The organism is Sporomusa sp. (assembly GCF_035561255.1).
In the GTDB taxonomy this organism is placed as follows: Bacteria; Bacillota; Negativicutes; order Sporomusales; family Sporomusaceae; genus Sporomusa.
Window position 1 is genome coordinate 1 of sequence record NZ_DATMXX010000342.1, and the last position, 20,252, is coordinate 20,252.

18 protein-coding genes are annotated in these 20,252 nt (G+C 46.7%); 17 read left to right on the forward strand and 1 reads right to left on the reverse strand.

The window, feature by feature from the left end:
- Window positions 1-26 precede the first annotated feature (26 nt).
- On the forward strand, window positions 27-839 hold the full coding sequence (locus VN379_RS19200) for a hypothetical protein (RefSeq protein WP_325536795.1): 813 nt from the start codon (window positions 27-29) through the stop codon (window positions 837-839).
- A gap of 85 nt (window positions 840-924) precedes the next feature.
- Here the strand turns inward: VN379_RS19200 and VN379_RS19205 are convergent, their stop codons facing one another.
- On the reverse strand, window positions 925-1,131 hold the full coding sequence (locus tag VN379_RS19205; protein WP_325536797.1) for a hypothetical protein: 207 nt from the start codon (window positions 1,129-1,131) through the stop codon (window positions 925-927).
- 445 nt (window positions 1,132-1,576) lie between these two features.
- On the opposite strand from VN379_RS19205, the gene nikA reads away from it, so the two are divergent.
- The 16 genes from nikA to VN379_RS19285 all read left to right on the forward strand — a co-directional run bounded on the left by nikA (window position 1,577) and on the right by VN379_RS19285 (window position 20,248).
- Window positions 1,577-3,196, forward strand: coding sequence for a nickel ABC transporter substrate-binding protein (gene nikA, locus VN379_RS19210; RefSeq protein WP_325536799.1), 1,620 nt, complete (start codon window positions 1,577-1,579; stop codon window positions 3,194-3,196).
- Between the two features lie 25 nt (window positions 3,197-3,221).
- Complete coding sequence (gene nikB, locus VN379_RS19215; protein ID WP_325536801.1) at window positions 3,222-4,163, forward strand: nickel ABC transporter permease subunit NikB; 942 nt, start codon at window positions 3,222-3,224, stop codon at window positions 4,161-4,163.
- A complete protein-coding gene (gene nikC / locus VN379_RS19220) occupies window positions 4,160-5,005 on the forward strand; it encodes a nickel ABC transporter permease subunit NikC (RefSeq protein WP_325536803.1) in 846 nt (281 codons plus the stop codon). Before nikB ends, nikC begins: the two co-directional genes overlap by 4 nt.
- 17 nt (window positions 5,006-5,022) lie before the next feature.
- On the forward strand, window positions 5,023-6,018 hold the full coding sequence (locus tag VN379_RS19225; RefSeq protein WP_325536805.1) for an ABC transporter ATP-binding protein: 996 nt from the start codon (window positions 5,023-5,025) through the stop codon (window positions 6,016-6,018).
- Complete coding sequence (locus VN379_RS19230) at window positions 6,018-6,827, forward strand: dipeptide/oligopeptide/nickel ABC transporter ATP-binding protein (protein WP_325536807.1); 810 nt, start codon at window positions 6,018-6,020, stop codon at window positions 6,825-6,827. Before VN379_RS19225 ends, VN379_RS19230 begins: the two co-directional genes overlap by 1 nt.
- Before the next feature lie 65 nt (window positions 6,828-6,892).
- Window positions 6,893-7,426, forward strand: coding sequence for a GNAT family N-acetyltransferase (locus tag VN379_RS19235; RefSeq protein ID WP_325536809.1), 534 nt, complete (start codon window positions 6,893-6,895; stop codon window positions 7,424-7,426).
- Between the two features lie 316 nt (window positions 7,427-7,742).
- On the forward strand, window positions 7,743-9,827 hold the full coding sequence (locus VN379_RS19240; RefSeq protein ID WP_325536810.1) for a sigma-54-dependent Fis family transcriptional regulator: 2,085 nt from the start codon (window positions 7,743-7,745) through the stop codon (window positions 9,825-9,827).
- A gap of 189 nt (window positions 9,828-10,016) precedes the next feature.
- On the forward strand, window positions 10,017-11,042 hold the full coding sequence (locus tag VN379_RS19245; RefSeq protein ID WP_325536812.1) for a molybdopterin-binding protein: 1,026 nt from the start codon (window positions 10,017-10,019) through the stop codon (window positions 11,040-11,042).
- A gap of 83 nt (window positions 11,043-11,125) precedes the next feature.
- Window positions 11,126-13,879 (forward strand): molybdopterin-dependent aldehyde oxidoreductase, encoded by a 2,754-nt coding sequence (locus VN379_RS19250; RefSeq protein WP_325536814.1) that lies wholly within the window; start codon window positions 11,126-11,128, stop codon window positions 13,877-13,879.
- Between the two features lie 97 nt (window positions 13,880-13,976).
- The gene (locus VN379_RS19255) at window positions 13,977-16,283 is read left to right on the forward strand and encodes a pyridine nucleotide-disulfide oxidoreductase/dicluster-binding protein (protein WP_325536816.1); all 2,307 of its coding nucleotides are present in this window, start codon (window positions 13,977-13,979) and stop codon (window positions 16,281-16,283) included.
- Between the two features lie 12 nt (window positions 16,284-16,295).
- Window positions 16,296-16,505 carry a DVU_1557 family redox protein gene (locus VN379_RS19260; protein ID WP_325536818.1) on the forward strand — a complete coding sequence of 70 codons (210 nt, stop codon included), beginning with the start codon at window positions 16,296-16,298 and terminating at the stop codon, window positions 16,503-16,505.
- A complete protein-coding gene (trsM, locus tag VN379_RS19265; RefSeq protein WP_325536820.1) occupies window positions 16,505-17,128 on the forward strand; it encodes a DVU_1556 family methyltransferase in 624 nt (207 codons plus the stop codon). Before VN379_RS19260 ends, trsM begins: the two co-directional genes overlap by 1 nt.
- 200 nt (window positions 17,129-17,328) lie before the next feature.
- Window positions 17,329-17,589 carry a hypothetical protein gene (locus tag VN379_RS19270; RefSeq protein WP_325536822.1) on the forward strand — a complete coding sequence of 87 codons (261 nt, stop codon included), beginning with the start codon at window positions 17,329-17,331 and terminating at the stop codon, window positions 17,587-17,589.
- Between the two features lie 11 nt (window positions 17,590-17,600).
- Window positions 17,601-18,032, forward strand: a complete 432-nt coding sequence (locus VN379_RS19275) for a DVU_1555 family C-GCAxxG-C-C protein (protein WP_325536824.1) — start codon at window positions 17,601-17,603, stop codon at window positions 18,030-18,032.
- Between the two features lie 46 nt (window positions 18,033-18,078).
- Window positions 18,079-19,140, forward strand: coding sequence for an XdhC family aldehyde oxidoreductase maturation factor (locus VN379_RS19280; RefSeq protein ID WP_325536826.1), 1,062 nt, complete (start codon window positions 18,079-18,081; stop codon window positions 19,138-19,140).
- Entirely contained in the window at window positions 19,127-20,248 is a 1,122-nt protein-coding gene (locus VN379_RS19285) for a DVU_1551 family NTP transferase (RefSeq protein ID WP_325536828.1), read from the forward strand. The genes VN379_RS19280 and VN379_RS19285 overlap by 14 nt, the downstream gene beginning before the upstream one ends.
- Window positions 20,249-20,252: the final 4 nt, after the last annotated feature.

Here is a 20,252-nt window from a genome sequence, read left to right on the forward strand (position 1 = left end):
ATATAAAAACAGGAGGTGAAAATCCTATGATTCATCGCTTATTTGTCCGGTTGCTACTATGCGTAATGGGGAGTCTGATCTATCTTTCTTTAACAATGCCCGGGGCATTGGCTGAATCCAGAACGCTGCCCAAAGATACCAAACTTCATCCGCAGGGCTGGAGTGTTGGTGACTTCATCAAATTCAGGAAAAATACTACAGTCAGCTTAAATGAACTCGGAGAAGTTGTTTCCGGGACATTGGACAAGGATACATTGCTGCCGCCCCGCGGCGGGGACCGGGTGATTAATGATTATTACTCTACAACTGTCCACGCGGATATTAGCCCGTATTTTCACCGTTTTTACTACCGGCCGTTTATTGGCAGGGACTATAATGTGGTTATTCCCGGTTATGGGCACCTGTTATATAAAGGCGGCACTATTGTCACCTTTAGTGAACAGGGCGACATTATCTCCGGAACAATCGCCGACAAGGCGACTATTCGCTTAGTTGCCGGCAGATATGGGTTTGTGACATTTAAAAGCGATACCGTTCTGGTTTTTTATCCTTCTGGTGCGATTGTATCCGGTGTCTTGGATGAGGATACCTACCTGCGGCCGGTTGGCTGGCAAAAGCTGCTTACTGGAGATGATACAGCCGGGTTTATTAAATTTAGCAAAGACAAAACGGTTACCTTTAATGAAACCGGAGAAGTGGTTGCCGGAACAGTAAAAGATGCTACGACGCTGCTTAACGGACAGGAAGCCCGTCTGGTATTTCCCGCAGGCTCGCTGGTGGAGTTTAATGAACTAGGCGCAAATACAAGTCATGATAAATTTGAGCAAAGTATGCCATAGTTTTATTGTAACAAAGAATAATAGACAGCTCCAGGGGGCGAAACCCTGGAACTGTCTAATTATACAAGGAGGAGGATATGCTAAGTTATTCAACAGATTGAACTTTAAAGCCGTGAGTTTCAATGGCTCTGGCAAGTTCACGTTCGGTATATTTGTGGTGGTTAAAGGATAGGGATAAAACATTATCGCTAATATTGACATCGTTCACTGTTTCCATTGCTTCTAATGATTGTTTTACCTGACTGATGTCACCCATTTGGGCAAGTGTAAATTTCGCGTTGATTTGGCACATGGTATGCACCTCCTTTTTAAATTTTTGAGTAAAAAATAAAAACCACGAAAAAGCTGGTCATTCTTGACCAATCCCCTTCATGGTTGTGCTACCGACTGTCTAATTGTCTTAATAATCGATAATTCATAGCATTCATGCTATTTGAGATTAGTATAGACCATATTTGCTAAAATGACAATACTAAATTAAAAAGAAAGATAAATTTTTCACTATTTACAAAAAGCTGGCACCATTGTACAATAAGTGAGAGGAATAAGAGTTTGAAAACTCTATCAATACAATTATAGTAGGACCTTAAAATAATAATTAGGCATGAAGCCATTGTGGACGTGAAGTCTGCTGGTTTTCATGCCTTTTTTTATGGGGATTTTTATGGGAATTTAGGAAGGGTAGATGTCTGGCAGGGGTTATGTTTGAAATAACAAATTACAAGGGAGAGGTAAACATGTCGGAAACAACAAAACCGTTTCAAAAGTTTAAAAGGTATGCTGCATTACTCATTTCTTTAATACTTCTGGTGAGTTTGCTTGTTGGCTGTGGGGCGCAGACAAGCCAGGCTCCGGCCAAAGAAAAGGTATTGAATTTTTCCTGGGCGAAAGATATTGGCGCTTTAAACCCGCATATGTATAATCCTAATCAGATGTTTGCGCAAGCCTTAGTGTATGAGTCCTTAGTCCAATACAGTGATTCGGGGAAAATTGTTCCCTGGTTGGCTGAAAGCTGGACAATCTCTCCAGATGGTAAAGAGTATGTATTTAAACTGCGAAAAGACGTAAAGTTCTCTGATGGCACTGTCTTTAATGCGGCGGCTGTCAAGAAGAATTTTGATGCAGTACTGGCTAACAATAAACGTCATGACTGGCTGGCATTTATTCGACAAATCAAAGAAACACAGGTTATTAATGACAATACCTTCAAGCTTGTGCTTAAAGATGCGTATTATCCTGTGTTGCAGGAGTTAGCACTAATCCGCCCTATTCGCTTTCTGGCACCTTCGGCCTTTCCTGATAACGGCAATACGGGCGAGGGCATCAAAAAGCCGGTTGGTACAGGCCCCTGGGTGCTAAGTGAATATAAACAAGGCGAAGTGGCGGTATTTGTTCGCAATGAGCATTACTGGGGAACAAAGCCCAAGGTCGATAAATTAGTAGTAAAAATAATTCCTGACAGTGAATCTCGCGTTGTTGCGTTTGAAAAGAAGGAGCTTAATCTGCTCTATGGCAATGGCAGTATTAGTCTGGATGCTTTCAAACAACTGCAGGCTTCCGGCAAATATGAAACCAAGCTGTCTGAGCCGCTGGCAACCCGGGTCCTAGCCATCAATTCTAACAAAGGCGTGACTAAAGAGCTCAAAGTCCGGCAAGCCCTGCAGCATGCTTTTAACAAAGATGCCTTTGTTAAGGGTGTCCTCTTTGGCACTGAGCATAAGGCCGATACCCTGCTTGCCACAAACTTCCCCTACTGTAATCTAGGTTTAAAACCTTATGAATATAGTGAAGATAAAGCAAAAGCGCTGCTGGACGAAGCTGGCTGGAGAGTAGTCCAAGGCAAGGAATTCCGCGAAAAAGACGGACAACCACTTGAACTGGAATTCTGTTTTGAAAGCACGAATGCCATCCAAAAGTCTGTCGCCGAAGTGCTTCAGGGCGACCTTAAGAAGATTGGGGTAAAGGTTAAACTTACTGGCGAGGAACAGGGGGCGCTTGATCAACGGCAAAAAGACGGAAACTTTAATATTATTTATGGCGATACCTGGGGCGCGCCCTATGACCCGCATTCCCTGGTGGGATCGATGCGCGAGCCGGCTCATGCTGATTATCAGGCCCAACTAGGCCTTCCTATGAAGGCTGAGATTGATAAGCTGGCTACAGAAGTACTGGTTAGCACCGATGAAACCAAGCGGCAGGAGTTGTACAAACATATCTTCACAACGCTTCATGAACAGGCCGTATATTTACCGCTGTCTTACCTGGCCAATCTTGCTGTCTATCCTAAAAATGTGACTGGCGTTACCTTTATGGGAAGTCAGTATGAGATTCCTTTCGGAAACATCGATATCCAGTAAATTATTTAGAATTGAGGTAGGCAGCATGTTTGATTATATTGTCAAACGCCTGCTTAGCCTAATCCCGGTACTGGTGGGTATCTCAATTATTACGTTTCTCATATTACGCCTCACGCCGGGTGATCCGGCGGAGGCGTATTTGAGACTCTCCCAGATCCCGCCGACAGAGGCTGCAGTAGCAGCAGTCAGGGAGGAATTTGGCCTTGACCGCCCGCTTGTTGTCCAGTATGGGGAGTGGCTGGTAAAGGCACTCACGCTTGACTTTGGTAAATCATATGCCACACATAGACCTGTGTGGGACGAAATGATGTTCTTGCTGCCGGCGACCGCTCAATTAGCCGGTGTATCATTACTTTTTACACTTATCATTAGTATTCCGATGGGCATTTTTTCAGCACTGTACAAAGACGGCTGGTTTGATAATTTCTGCCGGTTAATTGCCTTTACCAGTGCGGCTATGCCCAATTTTTGGCTTGGTTTTATGTTGATGTATTTCTTTGCACTTAAACTTGACCTTGTGCCGACTTTGGGGCGGGGCTCGTGGGAGCATTTCATTCTTCCAGCGATAACGCTCTCATTTAGCTATATTGCCACCTATATCAGGCTCCTGAGAACAAGCATGCTGGAGAACCTGGATCAGCCGTTTGTTCTGTATGCCAGGGCCAGGGGGCTAAAAGAAAGCTGGATTATTGGCCGGCATGTACTAAAAAACGCCATGCTGCCTGTTGTGACCGCACTTGGGATGAGTATCGGGCATTTACTGTCCGGCTCAGTAATTGTGGAGAGTGTGTTTGCCTGGCCAGGGATTGGCCGGTTTTGCGTGTCCGCTATTTTGAACCGGGATTATCCGGTTGTACAGTGCTTTGTACTAATGATGGCTGTAGTTTTTGTAATAGCGAACCTGCTTGTTGATATTGCCTATGCCTGGCTTGACCCGCGGATTCGCCTGAAAGGGGAGTCATCATGAACACAATGGCAGCAGCGTTTTTTCAGAAACTTGAGATAAAACGCAGTCTAGTGGTGTTTGGCCTGCTGATTATAGTGTTTAATATCTTTTTGGCTATTTTTGCACCGTCTATAGCACCACATGATCCAAACGATGTGTCTTTAGAACGAAAATTGATGCTGCCTGATGCGGAGTATCCTCTAGGGACTGACCACCTTGGTCGCTGTATGTTATCCCGCCTTATTTACGGCGCCAGAGTTTCACTGGGGGCAGCCTTTGCTGTTATGTCAGTAACTCTTGCAATTAGCACTGTGGTAGGGGCCGTGTCAGGTTACGCCGGCGGCAGGGTTGATGCTATTATTATGCGGCTATGTGATATATTCTTGGCATTTCCCAGTCTTATCCTGGCATTAGCTTTAGTTGGGGTAATGGGGCCCGGTTTACCCAACGTAGTCCTGGCTATGGCTCTTTCCCAATGGGCCTGGTATGCCAGAATGATTCGGGGTATGGTACTCAGTCTGAAGGAAAGAAATTATGTTCTGGCTGCTAAAGTTGCCGGAACGTCACAATCCATGATTATTGCCAAGCATGTTTTACCGAATATTCTTCCCCAGATTGCGGTGCTTGCTACCCTTGATGTTGGCTGGGTTATCTTACATATTGCCGGGATGTCCTTTTTAGGCTTAGGGATTCAACCGCCCACACCGGAGTGGGGAGCTATGATTAATGACGGTCGCCAATTTTTGCGGGGATATCCCTCGCTGATGGCCTATCCGGGTTTTATGATTTTGAGTGTAGTAATGGCTTTTAATCTCCTGGGTGACGCCTTGCGGGATATGATTGACCCTATGGAAAAACGATAAGAAAGGCGGAACAGTGTATGACGAAGCAACCACTGCTTGCGGTAGAAGGCCTGGAGGTTATTATTAAACGCAAAGAAACGGTTATGCCTGTACTGCAACAACTTAGCTTTCAGATAGAACAGGGTGAAGTTTTTGGGTTGGTAGGCGAAAGCGGCTGTGGTAAAACACTGACCTGCCTGTCAATTTTAAATCTCTTGCCTGCAGGCATATCACAGACAGGTGGCCATATACGGCTTGCCGGGACAAGTCTTGATGGCCTGGCAACTGCAAAATGGCGGGAACTTCGCGGTGATAGAATTGCGCTAATCATGCAGAATCCGATGAGTGCCTTTGATGCCATTCGTACAATTGGTGATCACTTTATCGAGACTCTGCTCGCCCACGGTAAAACTGACACCCGGGCTGCCCAGGTGGCTGCGATAGAATATCTGGAAAGAGTGGGGCTGCCGGAGGCTAGATTATTGCTAAGGCAATACCCTTTTGAATTAAGCGGTGGTATGCTGCAGCGCGTTATTATTGCCATTGCTTTGGCGCAGCAACCGGATCTTATTATTGCTGATGAACCAACCACTGCTTTGGATGCTACCGCGCAGGTTCAGATTCTTGACCTTTTGGCTGAAGTCAGGCGTGAGTTTGGTACAAGTATTCTGCTAATCTCACATGACCTGGGGGTCATTGCCCGTTTGGCAGATTCAGTAGCTGTTATGTTTGGTGGGCAAATTGTTGAACAAGCATCTGTTAGCGAACTATTTGCCCAGCCTCTTCATCCTTATACCCAGTCACTGATGAATGCACGGAACCGTATTGGCTTACCGCGCCGAAAACGCCTGTCCCTGCTACCGGCAGCGGCGATTGAGGCGAGTTCTTCAGCCTCCGGCTGCGGTTTCTCCGGACGCTGTCCCCGGGTTAGTCCGGTTTGCCGTATAACATTTCCGAAGCAAGTGACGGCTAATGCCAGCGGGCACTGGGTGCGCTGTCTGGACATAAACGGTGCTCAAATGGGGGTTGTTTAATGGCAGTAACCCAACCACTGCTTGAATTACGGGGAGTCAGTAAGCACTTTCATGGTGGTGGCATCTTCAAGCAGGGAAGGAAGGTTCAGGCGAATAAGCAAATAACCCTTTCCCTGGCGGCAAGGGAGTGTCTTGGTCTTGTCGGAGAAAGTGGCTCTGGTAAGAGCACTTTGGGCCGTATTATTCTGGGAATTGAGAAGCCTGATTGTGGGGAAGTGCTCTTTCAAGGGGTTAATTTATATGGTAAGGATAAAACGGCCATCAGGGAAGTGCGCCGCGATCTGCAGGTAGTATTCCAAGACTGCTTTAGTTCGGTAAATCCGCGCAGAACTGCCGGGGCGAGTATTGCTGAACCGCTAAACAATTTTGCCCGCTTAAACCTCCGCGACGAGCTTCGGGTAGTGGGGGAGTTATTAGAGCTTGTCGGGCTTAAGGCGGAGGATGCTTCTAAGTACCCGCATCAATTCAGCGGCGGGCAGCTGCAGCGGGTATGTATTGCCAGAGCAATTTCATTGCGGCCGAAGCTGATTGTCCTTGATGAGGCAGTCAGCAGCCTGGATGTATTAGTACAGGCTCAGATCCTTGATTTATTGTCTGATTTGCGGGATGAGCTCAACATGTCATATATTTTCATTTCACATGACCTTGCGGCAGTAGCCCATTTGGCCGACCGGCTGGCCGTTATGTGTTTAGGTGAGGTTGTGGAGAGGCTGGACAATATAGATGATATCAACTGTCTTACCCACCCGGTGTCTAAGGCGCTTTTAGCTGCTGTGCTGCCTGCTCAACCGGTAGGGAGCTCAAGCTGACAACTCACCCGGGTTTGTTTAGGTGACGCAAGCTGAGAATCTTAAAAATAGGGAGAAGGTTGATTATGGAGATTAAGTATAATGATTGGTGCATCCGTAGGATTACCCCGGCTGATATCGGGCCGACACTTGATTTTATTATTCCTATGTTGTATGAAGTATACCCCAGTATAACCGGTGTAGCTGATCGCTGGGATTTGGCACATATGGAAGAAGCTTATATTTTACCGGAGAATGCAGCCTTATTTGCTGCTTTTGATGTCAACGGTACAGTGGCCGGAACTGTGGCCATCAGGCCATATGATGACCGGATTGCCGCCGTAGAGGGGTGTTATGATATCCGGGTTACAGCGGAGCTATCGCGATGTTATGTGAAAAGCTCGCTGCGCCGTAAGGGGATTGCCTGCCAGCTGGTGGCTGCTATCAGAGAATATTGCCGGGTACAGGGGTATCAGACTATTTGTCTTCACACCCACAAATTTCTGCCTGGCGGCTATCCGTTTTGGCTCAGTCAAGGCTTTCTGATCCGACAGGAAAATACAGATGAGCTTGAAACTGTATATATGGATAAGGATATTCGCGCTACAGTGAAACTGTAGCGTTTTTCCATTTATGGAAATTATTCTGCTGAGGAGCAGGATTTTTTGAATTGATAACGAATAAATGTATTTAGAATAAATTGAATATTTAGTCACTCCGACCTGATTATCTAATCAAAAATATGATAATCAGATCGATGGTTTTAGCCGGGAAACTGGTAGGCCTCCCGATAAGAAAGGAGTATGTGCTACCTATTATGAGGACAGGGTGCTCGCTTCTTTGGGCGGACTCTGTTTTTTGTTGCTATGGGTTTACTCGCTCACGCTAGTCAAAAGTAACCTGGAATCAAAATATCAAGAACAGGCAGGTGAGTATATGAGTTTTTATGTCGAAACCAGTACTAATTACATTTCTGACGCTTGGCAACAATTTACCACGGCTATTCCTAATACCGACAAAGCCTATGATTATTCCATTAGAACCGAAATTCTCGACTCATGGATGCGATGTCGCCATGTCCGGGTTAATCCTAATGATCTCTGTATTCATTCGCAGCTTGACAGTATCAGTCTGCGGGTGATGCTAAGGGAAAACCGGGAGCTTATTAACATTGCTAAACCATTTATGACCAATCTGTATGAGGTAGTCGAAGGGTCCGGTTTTGTTGTGGTGTTAACAGACAGGCGTGGGTATATTATGGAATTGTTTGGTGATGAGGATGCATTAACTAATCCGATGACAGTAAGTTTTTTTCGCGGTGCCAGCTGGAGTGAATCGCAAGTAGGTACAAATGCAATTGGGACCGCATTGGTTATAAAAAAACCTATTCAGGTATCAGGTTCTGAACATTACTGTTTTGAACATCACTCGTTGACCTGCTCTGCGGCCCCGATTCTTGATGCACATGGCGAGGTTCTGGGAATCCTGGATGTTTCCGGGGCGGCAACGGCTGCCCACCTTCATACCTTGGGCATGGTTGTGGCAGCAGCGGAGGCAATCATGGCTCAAATTAGTATTCAGAAAAAGAACAATGAATTAAGCGTAATTAATAATCGTCTTACCAATATCTTCAATACGATGTCAGATGGTGTGATATTAGTTGATAAATTTGGTGTAATTAGTGAACTAAATCCGGTAGCAAAACAGATTTTGGGCTCTGGTCTAAATAAAACTGAGGTGAAACCAGGAATTCAAGTAGAGAGTATTTTAGGGACTAAAAACGCGCTTATTGAAAAAATGCTAAAACGTAAAGAAGCGTGTGCTGAAGTGGAAATTATGCTGGATACCAGTCAGGGGCTGATTCATTGCCTGGCCTCAGGCGAAACGGTTACCGATGCGCAAGGGACAGTAACCGGCGGGGTTATTATTTTGCGTCCCATCAAACAGATTCAAAGCCTGGTAAACCGGTTCAGCGGGCATTACGGGACTTTGCAGTTTAGTGACATAATTGGCGGGAGTAAATCCCTGCTGGAAGCCGTCAGGGTAGCATCTCTTGCTGCTACCACTATGTCGAATGTATTGCTGCAAGGGGAAAGCGGTACCGGAAAAGAGATATTCGCCCAGGCCATTCACAACCGGAGTAACCGTCAAGCCGGGCCATTTATTGCAGTAAACTGTGGGGCAATACCTCGTGAGTTGATTGGGAGTGAGCTGTTCGGCTATGCGGAAGGTGCTTTCACTGGGGCCAAACGTGGTGGAAAACCGGGAAAATTCGAGCTTGCCTGTGGTGGCACCTTGTTTTTGGATGAGATCGGTGATATGCCACTTGAACAGCAAGTGGCCCTATTACGGGTTTTGCAAGAGCGCAGGGTAATCAGGATTGGCTGTGACAAGGTAATTCCTGTCGATGTCAGGGTAATTTGTGCCACCAATAAATGCTTAATGAAGGAAGTGGAGAAAGGAACTTTCCGCAAAGATTTATATTACCGGCTTGATGTTATATCCATTACAATACCGCCACTACGGGAGCGGTCAGATGATATAGTGGCCCTGTTTAACTATTTTTTAGACAAACAGGATAAGCACTGCCGGAGATTTGTCGTTAGTCCGGAGGTCACCGAGCGAATTGTACGATATGGTTGGCCTGGTAATGTTCGTGAGCTGCAGAATGTGGTAGAACGGATCGTCAGCCTGACAGAAGGCCAAACAGTAACTTTAGCCAATCTGCCACAGGAGATATGCAACTGCAAGACTGCTAACATCAGCACCAGCCTAGGCCGTGAGAGACTGCATTTTCCTGCGGCTAATATTGTTGAATCCTTTTGCCGGCGTGAGCAGCGCCGGCGGGTACTGGATGAAAATGAGAAACAAGAAATCCTTGAGTTACTGTATAATCACGGCGGTAATGTCAGTATGACAGCGCGCGATATGGGGGTTTCGCGGAATACGCTATACCGTAAAATGAAACAACATGCGATATATAAGGAACTGAAGTGTAAGGTGGAACAAGTGTCACTCTGAGGTGACACTTGTTGCGGCAAATGTAGCATGGCGCAACACTAAACAGGGAGGAATCAACAGTCAGGAGACGGTTGATTCCTTTTTTTATAGGGTTTTTATAGTTGGCATAAATCTTGCAATTATATCTGGTATAACGCTAAAGAGAATAATAGGCGTACTTGTTATGTAGTTGAGAAGGGAGGGTGGTTGATGAGAGTAGTTCCCGTCTATCAGGCGGAAGGTATGGTCCTCTGCCACGATGTTACTGAAATTGTTCCTGGCAAGTGTAAAGAAAGAGCGTTTAAGAAAGGACATATAATCCGGAAAGAGGATATTTCCAAGTTGCTTACGATTGGCAAAGAACATATTTACGTCTGGGAAGTAAATGAGCAAAAGCTTCATGAGAATGATGCAGCGGCACGGTTGGCCAAGGCGGTGGCTGGTCCGGGGCTGGTTTTGGCAGAGGCCGCCGAGGGAAAGGTTGAGATTAAAGCAGGGATAAGCGGCTTATTAAAGGTAAATACCGAGGCATTGGAAAGACTCAATGATATTGATCAGATGGCTGTGGCGACATTGCACTCAAACCAGATGGTGGATGTTGACCGCAAGGTTGCAGGCTGCAAGATTATTCCCTTAGTAATTCCGACCAATAAGCTTCAAAAAATTGAGCAGATATGTGCTGCTTATTATCCGGTGGTAGAGGTCAAACAACTGCACGCATGTAAGGTGGGGGTTGTAACTACCGGCAGCGAGGTGTACCATGGCCGGATAAAAGATTGTTTTGGGCCTGTACTGACAGATAAGTTTCAACACTTAGGCAGTTCTATTCTTGAGCAAATCTTTGTACCTGATGATATTTCCATGATTGCTGAAGCAATTCACAGCTTGCTGCTGGCTGGCGCCGACATGATTGTAACTACCGGCGGTATGTCGGTTGATCCTGATGATGTAACCCCTTCAGGTATCCGGGCAGCTGGTGGCCGGATCATTACCTATGGGGCACCTACCTTGCCGGGGGCGATGTTTATGCTGGCGTATTTTGGAACAGTACCGGTTCTCGGTTTGCCAGGTTGCGTAATGTATCACAGAAGTACAATTTTTGATTTGGTTGTGCCACGCCTGCTTGCCGGCGAGGAGCTATCGCGCAAAGATATCACCAGGCTGGGGCATGGTGGCTTGTGTCTGTCCTGCGAAGAATGCCGCTACCCTGAATGCGGTTTTGGTAAAGGAAGATAAACTGTCAAACTGATCGTGCGTATTTCGGGGACATAACAGTCCTCAGAGATATAAGGTAATGAATAAAGGAGAGAAGAAAACAGATGCAAAAAAAGGTATTGAATATCAATGGTTTACCCAGAACATTAATTGTTGACATTGAAGCAAGTTTGGCAAGTGTGCTGAGGGAACAACTATTGCTGACCGGGTGTAAAGTTGGCTGTAATCAAGGTCAATGCGGTACTTGCTCGATTATTATGGATGGCAGAGTAGTAAGGTCTTGTGTTGTCAAAATGAAAAGAGTGCCTGATGAGGCCAATATTACTACAATTGAGGGTTTGGCCACACCCAATAACCTTCATCCGTTACAGGTTGCCTGGATGGCATATGGGTGCGCTCAATGCGGTTTTTGCAGCCCTGGCTTTATTTTATCGGCAAAGGTTTTGCTTGATGAGAACCCTAATCCCACCAGAGAAGATGTCCGTAACTGGTTCCAAAAGAATCGTAATGCCTGCCGGTGCACAGGGTATAAGCCATTAGTGGATGCGGTGATGGCAGCTGCAAAGGTTGTTCGCGGGGAAATGCGTAAAGAAGAACTGCTGTATCAGCCTGTTGGCAATAAAATCTACGGCACTACCTACCATCGCCCGTCTGCCCTGCAGAAGGTTACCGGTACCTGGGATTTTGGTGCCGATGTTGCCTTGCAGATGCCGCCGGGAACTCTCCGGATGGCTTTAGTGCAAGCAGAGGTTTCTCATGCAAATATCAAAGGCATTGATACCGCTGAGGCTGAAAAGATGCCTGGTGTTTATAAGGTTATTACCCATAAAGATGTCAAAGGTAAAAACCGTATTACCGGACTTATTACTTTCCCGACTAACAAAGGTGATGGCTGGGATCGTCCAATTCTGTGTGATGAAAAAGTATTCCAATTTGGTGATGCGATAGCCATTGTTTGTGCTGATACCGAGGAACATGCCAGAGAAGCTGCCAAGAAAGTTATCGTTGACTTAGAAGTGCTGCCTGCATATATGAGCGCTCCGGCTGCTATGGCTCCTGATGCGATTGAAATTCATCCAGGCGTACCTAATATTTACTTTGAACAGGGTGTTGTTAAAGGCGAAGAAACCAAACCCATTATGGAAGATTCCGATGTAGTAACAGTTGAAGTCGATACATACTGCAGCCGCCAGCCACATATGGCGCTTGAGCCTGATTGCGGGTGCGCTTACTATGACGAGGAAGGTCGTCTGACCATTCATTCCAAGAGTATTGCCTTACATTTACACCATGCCATGATTTGCCCGGGGATTGGTATTGAACCGGATAAACTGCGGCTTGTCGCCAATCCAACCGGTGCCACTTTCGGGTACAAGTTCAGCCCGACTAACGAAGCCTTATTGGGTGTGGCCTGCATGGCTACCGGCAAACCGGTTTCTCTTAACTTCAACATGTACCAGATGATCACTTACACCGGTAAACGTTCGCCTGTATACATGAAATGCAAGATGGCTGCCGATAAATCAGGTAAGCTGCTTGCTCTGGAAACCGACTGGGCAATGGATCATGGACCGTACAGCGAGTTTGGTGACTTGGCAACGCTGCGTCAGGCCCAGTTTACCGGCGCCGGCTATAATATACCCAATATCCGGGGGAAAGGCCGCACTGTTTGTACCAACCACGCCTGGGGTTCTGCTTTCCGGGCATACGGCTCACCGCAAGCCTTCCTGGCTTCAGAGATTGCCATGGATGAATTGGCAGAAAAACTGGGGATGGATCCGCTGGAATTCCGGTTTAAAAATATCTATCGTCCTGGCGCTACTACGCCTACCCAACAAGTACCGGAAGCATTCTGCTTTGAAAATATGTTCAATACTCTCCGCCCATTGTGGAAGGAAGCCCAACAACGCTGCAAAGAATTATCTACCCCTGAGAAAAAACGTGGTGTAGGCCTGTCATTGGGTATTTATGGCTGCGGCCTTGACGGTCCGGATGGTTCTCAGGCCTGGATTGAGCTGACTCCTAACGGTGTTTCAGTCGGATCATCCTGGCAAGACCATGGTCAAGGTGCTGATCTTGCTGCCTTAACCCATGCTCACGAAACTCTCCGTCAGATGGGGATAACACCAGAGCAAATCAAACTGGTAATGAATGATATGGCGTTTACTCCGGCCAGCGGTCCGTCAGGCGGCAGCCGTCAAAACGTAATGACCGGGAATGCAATCCGGGTTGGCTGCGAAATGTTAGTTAATGCTATGCGCAAACCGGATGGAACCTATCGTACTTATGATGAAATGGTAGCCGGGAACATTCCACTTCGTTATGATGGCAAATGGGCTGCCTCAATGTGTACTGACTGCAACCCAGAGACTGCCAAGGGTAATCCATTTGCTGTATATATGTACGAGGTATTCATGCCGGAGGTTGAGGTTGATATTAAGACAGGCAAGGCCAAGGTTGTCAAATTTACCACAATCGCTGATATTGGTACAATAACCAATAAAGCAACTACCGACGGACAAATCTATGGTGGTCTGGCACAAGGTATCGGTCTTGCTTTGACAGAAGACTTTGATGATCTCAAGAAGCACACTAATCTGGTTGCGTGTGGTTTCCCCTTTGTCCAGGATATACCGGATGAAATGGACATTATCTACAATATTACACCGCGTGAACATGGGCCATATGGTGCTGCCGGCGTAGGTGAAGGTCCATTAACTGCACCACATCCTGCAATCCTGAATGCTGTTTATAATGCCTGCGGTGTACGCATTTACGCCGTACCTGCCTTACCGGAAAAAATAAAGGCAGGCCTTGAAGCGCTTAGTGCTAAACAGGAAGCCGCCGGCGGCAAATAAACAATAAGAAACTGCATAGGCCTAAAACGAACTGGAAAACCGGTCTGGCTTTCAGTTCGTTTTAGGTTTCCCTATACCAGGGAAAGGGTGGTTCAGTATGGATCAGAAAGTACTGCGTCAACGGGAAGCACAGTGTGTTCAAGAGAATCCACCTGGTTGCACGGCCGGGTGCCCGGTTCATGTTGATGTCCGGGGCGTGGTTAATGCGGTGCGTAACGGGGATTATACGGCAGGTTTTGCTTTGTTTCACAGAATAATTCCTTTTCCAGGGATTATTAGCAGGATTTGTGATCAACCCTGTCAGAAAGCCTGTAAGCGAAATGAGCTTGATGATCCTATTTTTATCCGGGCTTTGGAAAAAATGTGTGTTGACAACAATACCAATTCTATTAAAATCACCCTGCCGCTACCGAAACAACACAAAGTAGCGATTATCGGGGCAGGATTAAGTGGTCTGACAGCTGCCGTGGAACTTGCCCGTAAGGGCTATAAAGTGGTTGTTTTTGAAGCAACCGCATTATTGGGCGGCAGCATCCGGAGATTTCCGGGAAATAAACTACCCTTGGAAGTAATTGATGCCGATTTGGCCATCATGGAAAAATTAGCGCTGGAAATTAACGTCAATACACCGGTTATGGAGTTAGATAGCCTGTGCGCAGACTTTGATGCCATCTATCTGGGGATTGGTAAGCAGGAATCCTATTTACACCTAGGTCTCCAACTGGATGATAATGAAAGAATTAAGGTGGAGCCGGTATCGTTGGCAACAAGCCTTAGCAAGGTTTTTGCCGGCGGCAGCCTTCGCCGGGCAGGGGACGACTACTCACCCATTACCTCGATTGCTGATGGTAAAATAGCCGCAATCTCAATTGACCGGTTATTCCAAAATGCATCACTTACTGCCAACCGGGAAAAAGAAGGTTCGTTTAATACCACGCTTTATACCAATATTGATGGAATAAAACCCGAGCCATTGGTATGTGCCACTGCTGCTGACGGTGGCTACACAAAGGAGGAAGCCTGCGCAGAAGCCAAACGCTGTTTGTTGTGCCAGTGTCTTGAATGTGTAAAAGTCTGCGAATATTTAGCCCATTACCGGGCTTATCCCAAGCGGTATGTGCGTGAGATATATAATAATTTATCAATTGTTATGGGTATCCACCATGCCAATAAGATGATTAATTCCTGTAGCTTATGCGGTCTTTGTGAGCGCGTTTGTCCGGGTGAATTAAACATGGGTGAGGTTTGCCATCAGGCAAGGCAAATGATGGTAGACAAAGGGAAAATGCCACCGTCAGCCCATGACTTTGCCTTACAGGATATGCAGTTTAGCAATAGCGACAGGTGTACACTTGCCCGGCATCAGCCAGGTTTTACAGCAAGTGCGATTGTGTTCTATCCCGGTTGTCAGTTAGCCGCGTCATCACCACACTATGTGCAAAAGGTTTATAGTTTTTTATGTGAAAAAATAGCCGGCGGGGTCGGGCTTATGTTAGGGTGTTGCGGCGCTCCGGCCAATTGGGCCGGGCAAGAGAATACGTATCAGGATACTCTTCACGCTATCGGGCAAAACTGGCGAACCTTGGGAAGTCCCAAGATAATCACCGCCTGTCCAACCTGTTATAGCATGTTCAAACACAGTTTCCCTGATATGGATGTAGAAAGCCTGTGGACCGTGGTTGACCGCATTGGGCTGCCTGAAGGTACGGCAGTAGTCAGCCTTCCACAAAAACTGGCAATTCATGATAGCTGCACTACCCGGGATGAGGTTGAACTGCAAAATAGTGTGCGAAGCATTATCGGTAAACTTGGCCAGCAAATGGAAGAGCTGCCGCTTAATCGTGATACTACTGTTTGTTGCGGTTATGGGGGCTTGATGATTTATGCCAACAGAGAGGTTGCGCATAAAGTGATCAATAGACGAATTAAGGAAAGCGAGTCAGACTATCTGACTTACTGTGTGATGTGCCGCGATAATTTTGCCAGTCAGGGCAAGCGGGTTTTTCATTTACTTGATCTAATCTTCGGGCGCGACTTAAACCACCTTGCAGAGCAAGCAGGTCCTGGCTATTCGGCGCGTCAGGAAAACCGTGCCAGGCTGAAAACAACGCTATTGCGGGAGATATGGGGTGAGCGGGCTATGGAAGCGCAAGCTAAGTTTAAGGTTATAATTCCTGACAGTGTATTACATATAATGGAAGAAAGAATGATTCTTGCTGATGATGTAGCCCGGGTAATTGAGCATGCAGAAACCAGCGGCAATAAACTTAAGGACCCTGAGAGCGGGTACTATATCGCTTATTTTCAGCCGGCTAATGTGACTTACTGGGTCACATACCAGCCTCAGGATGATGGTTTTGTCGTGCACAATGCCTATTGCCACCGACTCATTATTACCGGTTAGTGGAGGAGACAGATGAGTAATTTCAAAGGTCAGCAACAAATAGATATTGTTTGTGTAAAATGTGGTATTCATCTGACATTGGGACAAGTGACGCTAACTTATCTTGAGAGCAGCTTTCCGGTCGAGCTATATAAATGTTCTGAGTGTGGCTTAGTGTACATACCTGAGGAGTTAGCCAATGGTAAGATTAAGCAAGTGGAAGCAGCTTTGGAGGACAAGTAATGATCCATCAGCATCCTGGCGGGTTGACATTAACAAAGCGGGTTGTTGATTACGCAGCCTTTTTACCAGGGGCTAAGGTCGTGGATGTTGGCTGCGGTACTGGAATTACGGTGGAATATTTATGTACTGTTTGCCGGTTGCAGGCAGTGGGGGTTGATTTAGCTGAGTCACGTTTGGAGCAGGGAAGGGTACGCATGTCCGGGTTACCACTAATTCAGGCAAGCGGCGAATCTTTGCCTTTTGATGATGCTTCAATGGACGGGGTTTTAGCTGAGTGTAGTTTGTCGGTTATGCAGGATAGCGACAGGGTTTTGCAAGAAATACACAGGATACTTGTTGGCGGGGGGAAACTGGCGATCACCGATCTGTATGTGCGCAATACGGCAGCAGATTGTTTAGCGGGTACTATTAGTTGCAAAGAATTGAGGCAGCGGCTGGAGGAAATCGGTTTTCACATCACGATATGGGAAGACCAGTCGGCCTATTTACGGGAATTTGTAGCTTGCTTTCTTATGGAATATGGTTCAATGGATGCGCTTTGGCAATGTACATCACAAGGAAAGAACACTAAACAAATGGGATATTTTTTACTGGTGGCCGAAAAACGCCAGACGAAAGGGTGAAAGTTATGGCTAACAATACATGTCCGCGCTGTGATACCAAAATAATTAATGTACCTTTGTATCAATGCTGCAGATGTTTTACAGTCTATTGCAGCAGCTGTCAGGAGACCCAGGACGGGCGGGTTTGTCCGCAATGTAAAATGGGCTCACGATTGATACTTTCTTCAGGCAAGTAATACATGTGTTTGGAGGTTGAGCTGATGAACGAACAAGAGCAGCAAGCTAACTCTGTAGACAAAATTGAAGCAGATTTTATTATTGTTGAGGTAACTGATAAAACCACTGGCAAAACGTTTAGACGTAACCTGCCGGTAAGGTATTTGGAGAATGATAACGGAATTGTCTTATATGGGGAGACCATGGATGCTGCCCCCTCGCAGATTAGCCTCTTATCTGAAGCCGCTCTCGCAAAACTCAGTGGTTTGCTTGGCCGGGGGCCGGACCAGCCACGGTGCAGTTAAGGAGGGAGACAATGACAGAAGTGTTTTTTAAAATGATGGAGCTGTCACAAGCAGGGTTTTACTGTAGTCAGATTCTGCTTATTATTGGGCTGGAGGCCCAAGGCAAGGACAATCCGGATGTAGTGAGGGCTATGTCGGGGTTGATAGGCGGGATGGGGTTTTGCGGCAAAGCCTGTGGGGCTTTGACTGGCGGGGCCTGCCTTATTGGACTTTACGCCGGTAAGGGAACCGTTGAAGAAATGGAAGACAGCCGTCTTAATGACATGGTCAGAGAACTTGTGGAATGGTTTGAACAAGAGACTCTGCCTCAGTATGGCAGCATTAACTGTCACGATATTCTAGAGGATAACCCTGCTAACAGGATGTCGCGCTGTCCGCAGCTTGTGCTGCAAACTCTTGACAAAGTCAGAGATATTCTGTCAGCTAACGGATACAGCTTATAGGGGAAGAAAGATCTGACCTTAGACGTTAAAGCGTAGGAGGTTGTGTATGAAACGGTTTTACCAGGGTTTAATCCGGTTGCTTGCGGCTGGTGAGAACATTGTTGTGGCTACTATCTTTAATAGTTCGGGTTCGGCGCCCCGTTCAGCCGGAGCCAAGATGATTATTCAGGCTGACGGCTCAATTACCGGTACGGTGGGAGGCGGACGCCTGGAAGCTGAAACGATAGAGTTGGCACACAAAGTCCATAAAAGTAAACAATCATTATTGCAAAAATTTGATCTGACAGGAACGGACGCTGCCGGTGTTGGCATGATCTGTGGCGGGGCTGGTGAAATTCTTGTGGATTACATAGACGCAGCAGATGAGAGCAACCGTCAGGTTTATGAGGCAATCATCACAGCCATTAAACAAGGGAAGAAGGCCTGGCTGATTACTGAACTGGCCCATGACCAGGTGGGAGGTCAATTGTGCCAGCTAAGGCAACAATGCCTTGTTCAGTATGATGGTACAATTACAGGCAGGTTTAAGTGTGAGCCTGAGTTTATGCTCAAGCTGTCATCCGGGCCAGCTAAGATTTCTATTCATGCCGATGCGAAAGAAGACCGGCGATTTATTGTCGAACCGATTAGATCTGCAGGCGTTGTGTATCTATTTGGTGCAGGGCATGTTTCACAGCAGATAGCCAGGCTGACAGATATGGCGGGTTTTAAGACAATAGTAATCGACGACCGTCCGGCCTTTGCCAATAAGGAGCGTTTTCCTCTGGCAGAAATTATTGTTATTGATAATTTCGCCCACCTGCCTGAACTGGCTATAAACTCTAATAGTTATCTTGTCATTGTGACCAGGGGACATCTTCATGACAAGATTGTGCTGGAACAGGCACTCCAGACTGAAGCGGCCTACATTGGAATGATCGGCAGCAAAAAGAAGCGTGATCTGTTGTTTTCGGTTTTACAGGCAAAGGGCTATAGTTCGGCAGATTTGATACGGGTATATTCGCCGATTGGTATCAATATCGAGGCTGAGACACCGGAAGAAATAGCGGTGAGTATTGTGGCTGAGCTGATTAAAGTCAGGGCGGAGCGGGAAAATGTGCACAAGTAAGATAGTTGGTCTGGTTGTGGCTGCAGGCTATTCGTCACGGATGGGGGATTTCAAACCGCTATTACCATTAGGTGACAAGACTGTTATTGAAACTGCTGTGGCCAGCTTGCGTCAGGGCGGGGTGCAGGACATCCGGGTAGTGGTCGGGTACCGGGCATCTGAACTGTATGCTGTGTTAGACCGGCTTGATGTACGTATTATTGAGAACCCTGACTACGCTAAGGGGATGTTTTCTTCTGTTGTTACAGGTCTAAGAACTTTTGCCGGTGATGCAGAGGCATTTCTACTGCTGCCTGGTGACACTCCGCTGATACGCAGATACAGCATTAAGAAGCTGGTTCAGGCGTACCGGAAACTGGCCCCAACCGTCGTTTACCCAGTTTTTAATGGGCAGATGGGGCATCCGCCACTGATTAGTGCCCGGTGTTTTGAACATATCCTGGAAGATAATGGCGCTGCCGGATTACGCGGTGTATTGGCGCAGTTTGGTTTAGATGCAGTAGAGGTTGAAGTGGCCGATCAGGGAGTGGTGCTTGACATAGATCTGCCTGAAGACTACAGCCTGCTGCTAGACTTTTACGCGCGGCGGGAAATACCTACTTATAGTGAATGTATAGCTATGTTGCATCAATATCAGGCTGATGGCAGAGTAATGCGGCATGGGCAGGCTGTTGCTGATGTAGCGCGCCACATAGCGGGATTACTCAACAAAGCGGGCCTTAATCTTAATCTGGATTTAGTGGTGGCCGGCGGGCTTGTACATGATCTGGCCAAGGGTAAACCTAATCATTCCAGGCGGGGCGGGCGCTTGATCAACTGCCTGGGATTTCCGGCATTGTCAGGTATCGTAGCTTCTCACATGGATATGGAGTTTTCAGCAGACTATGTACTTGATGAGGCCGCTGTGGTATTTCTTGCCGACAAGTTAGTTCAAGGTGATCGAGTAGTGCCTCTAATAGACCGGTTTAGACCAGCATTGACACGATTTTCCGGTAATCCGGAAATAGTCATTTCTGTTTTGCACAGGCTGCATACTGCCGAAGCGATCAGGGACCGGATCGGCAATCTGTTAGGAATCAATAGTTTTGATGAAATGGTAGCTAATTAGGGGG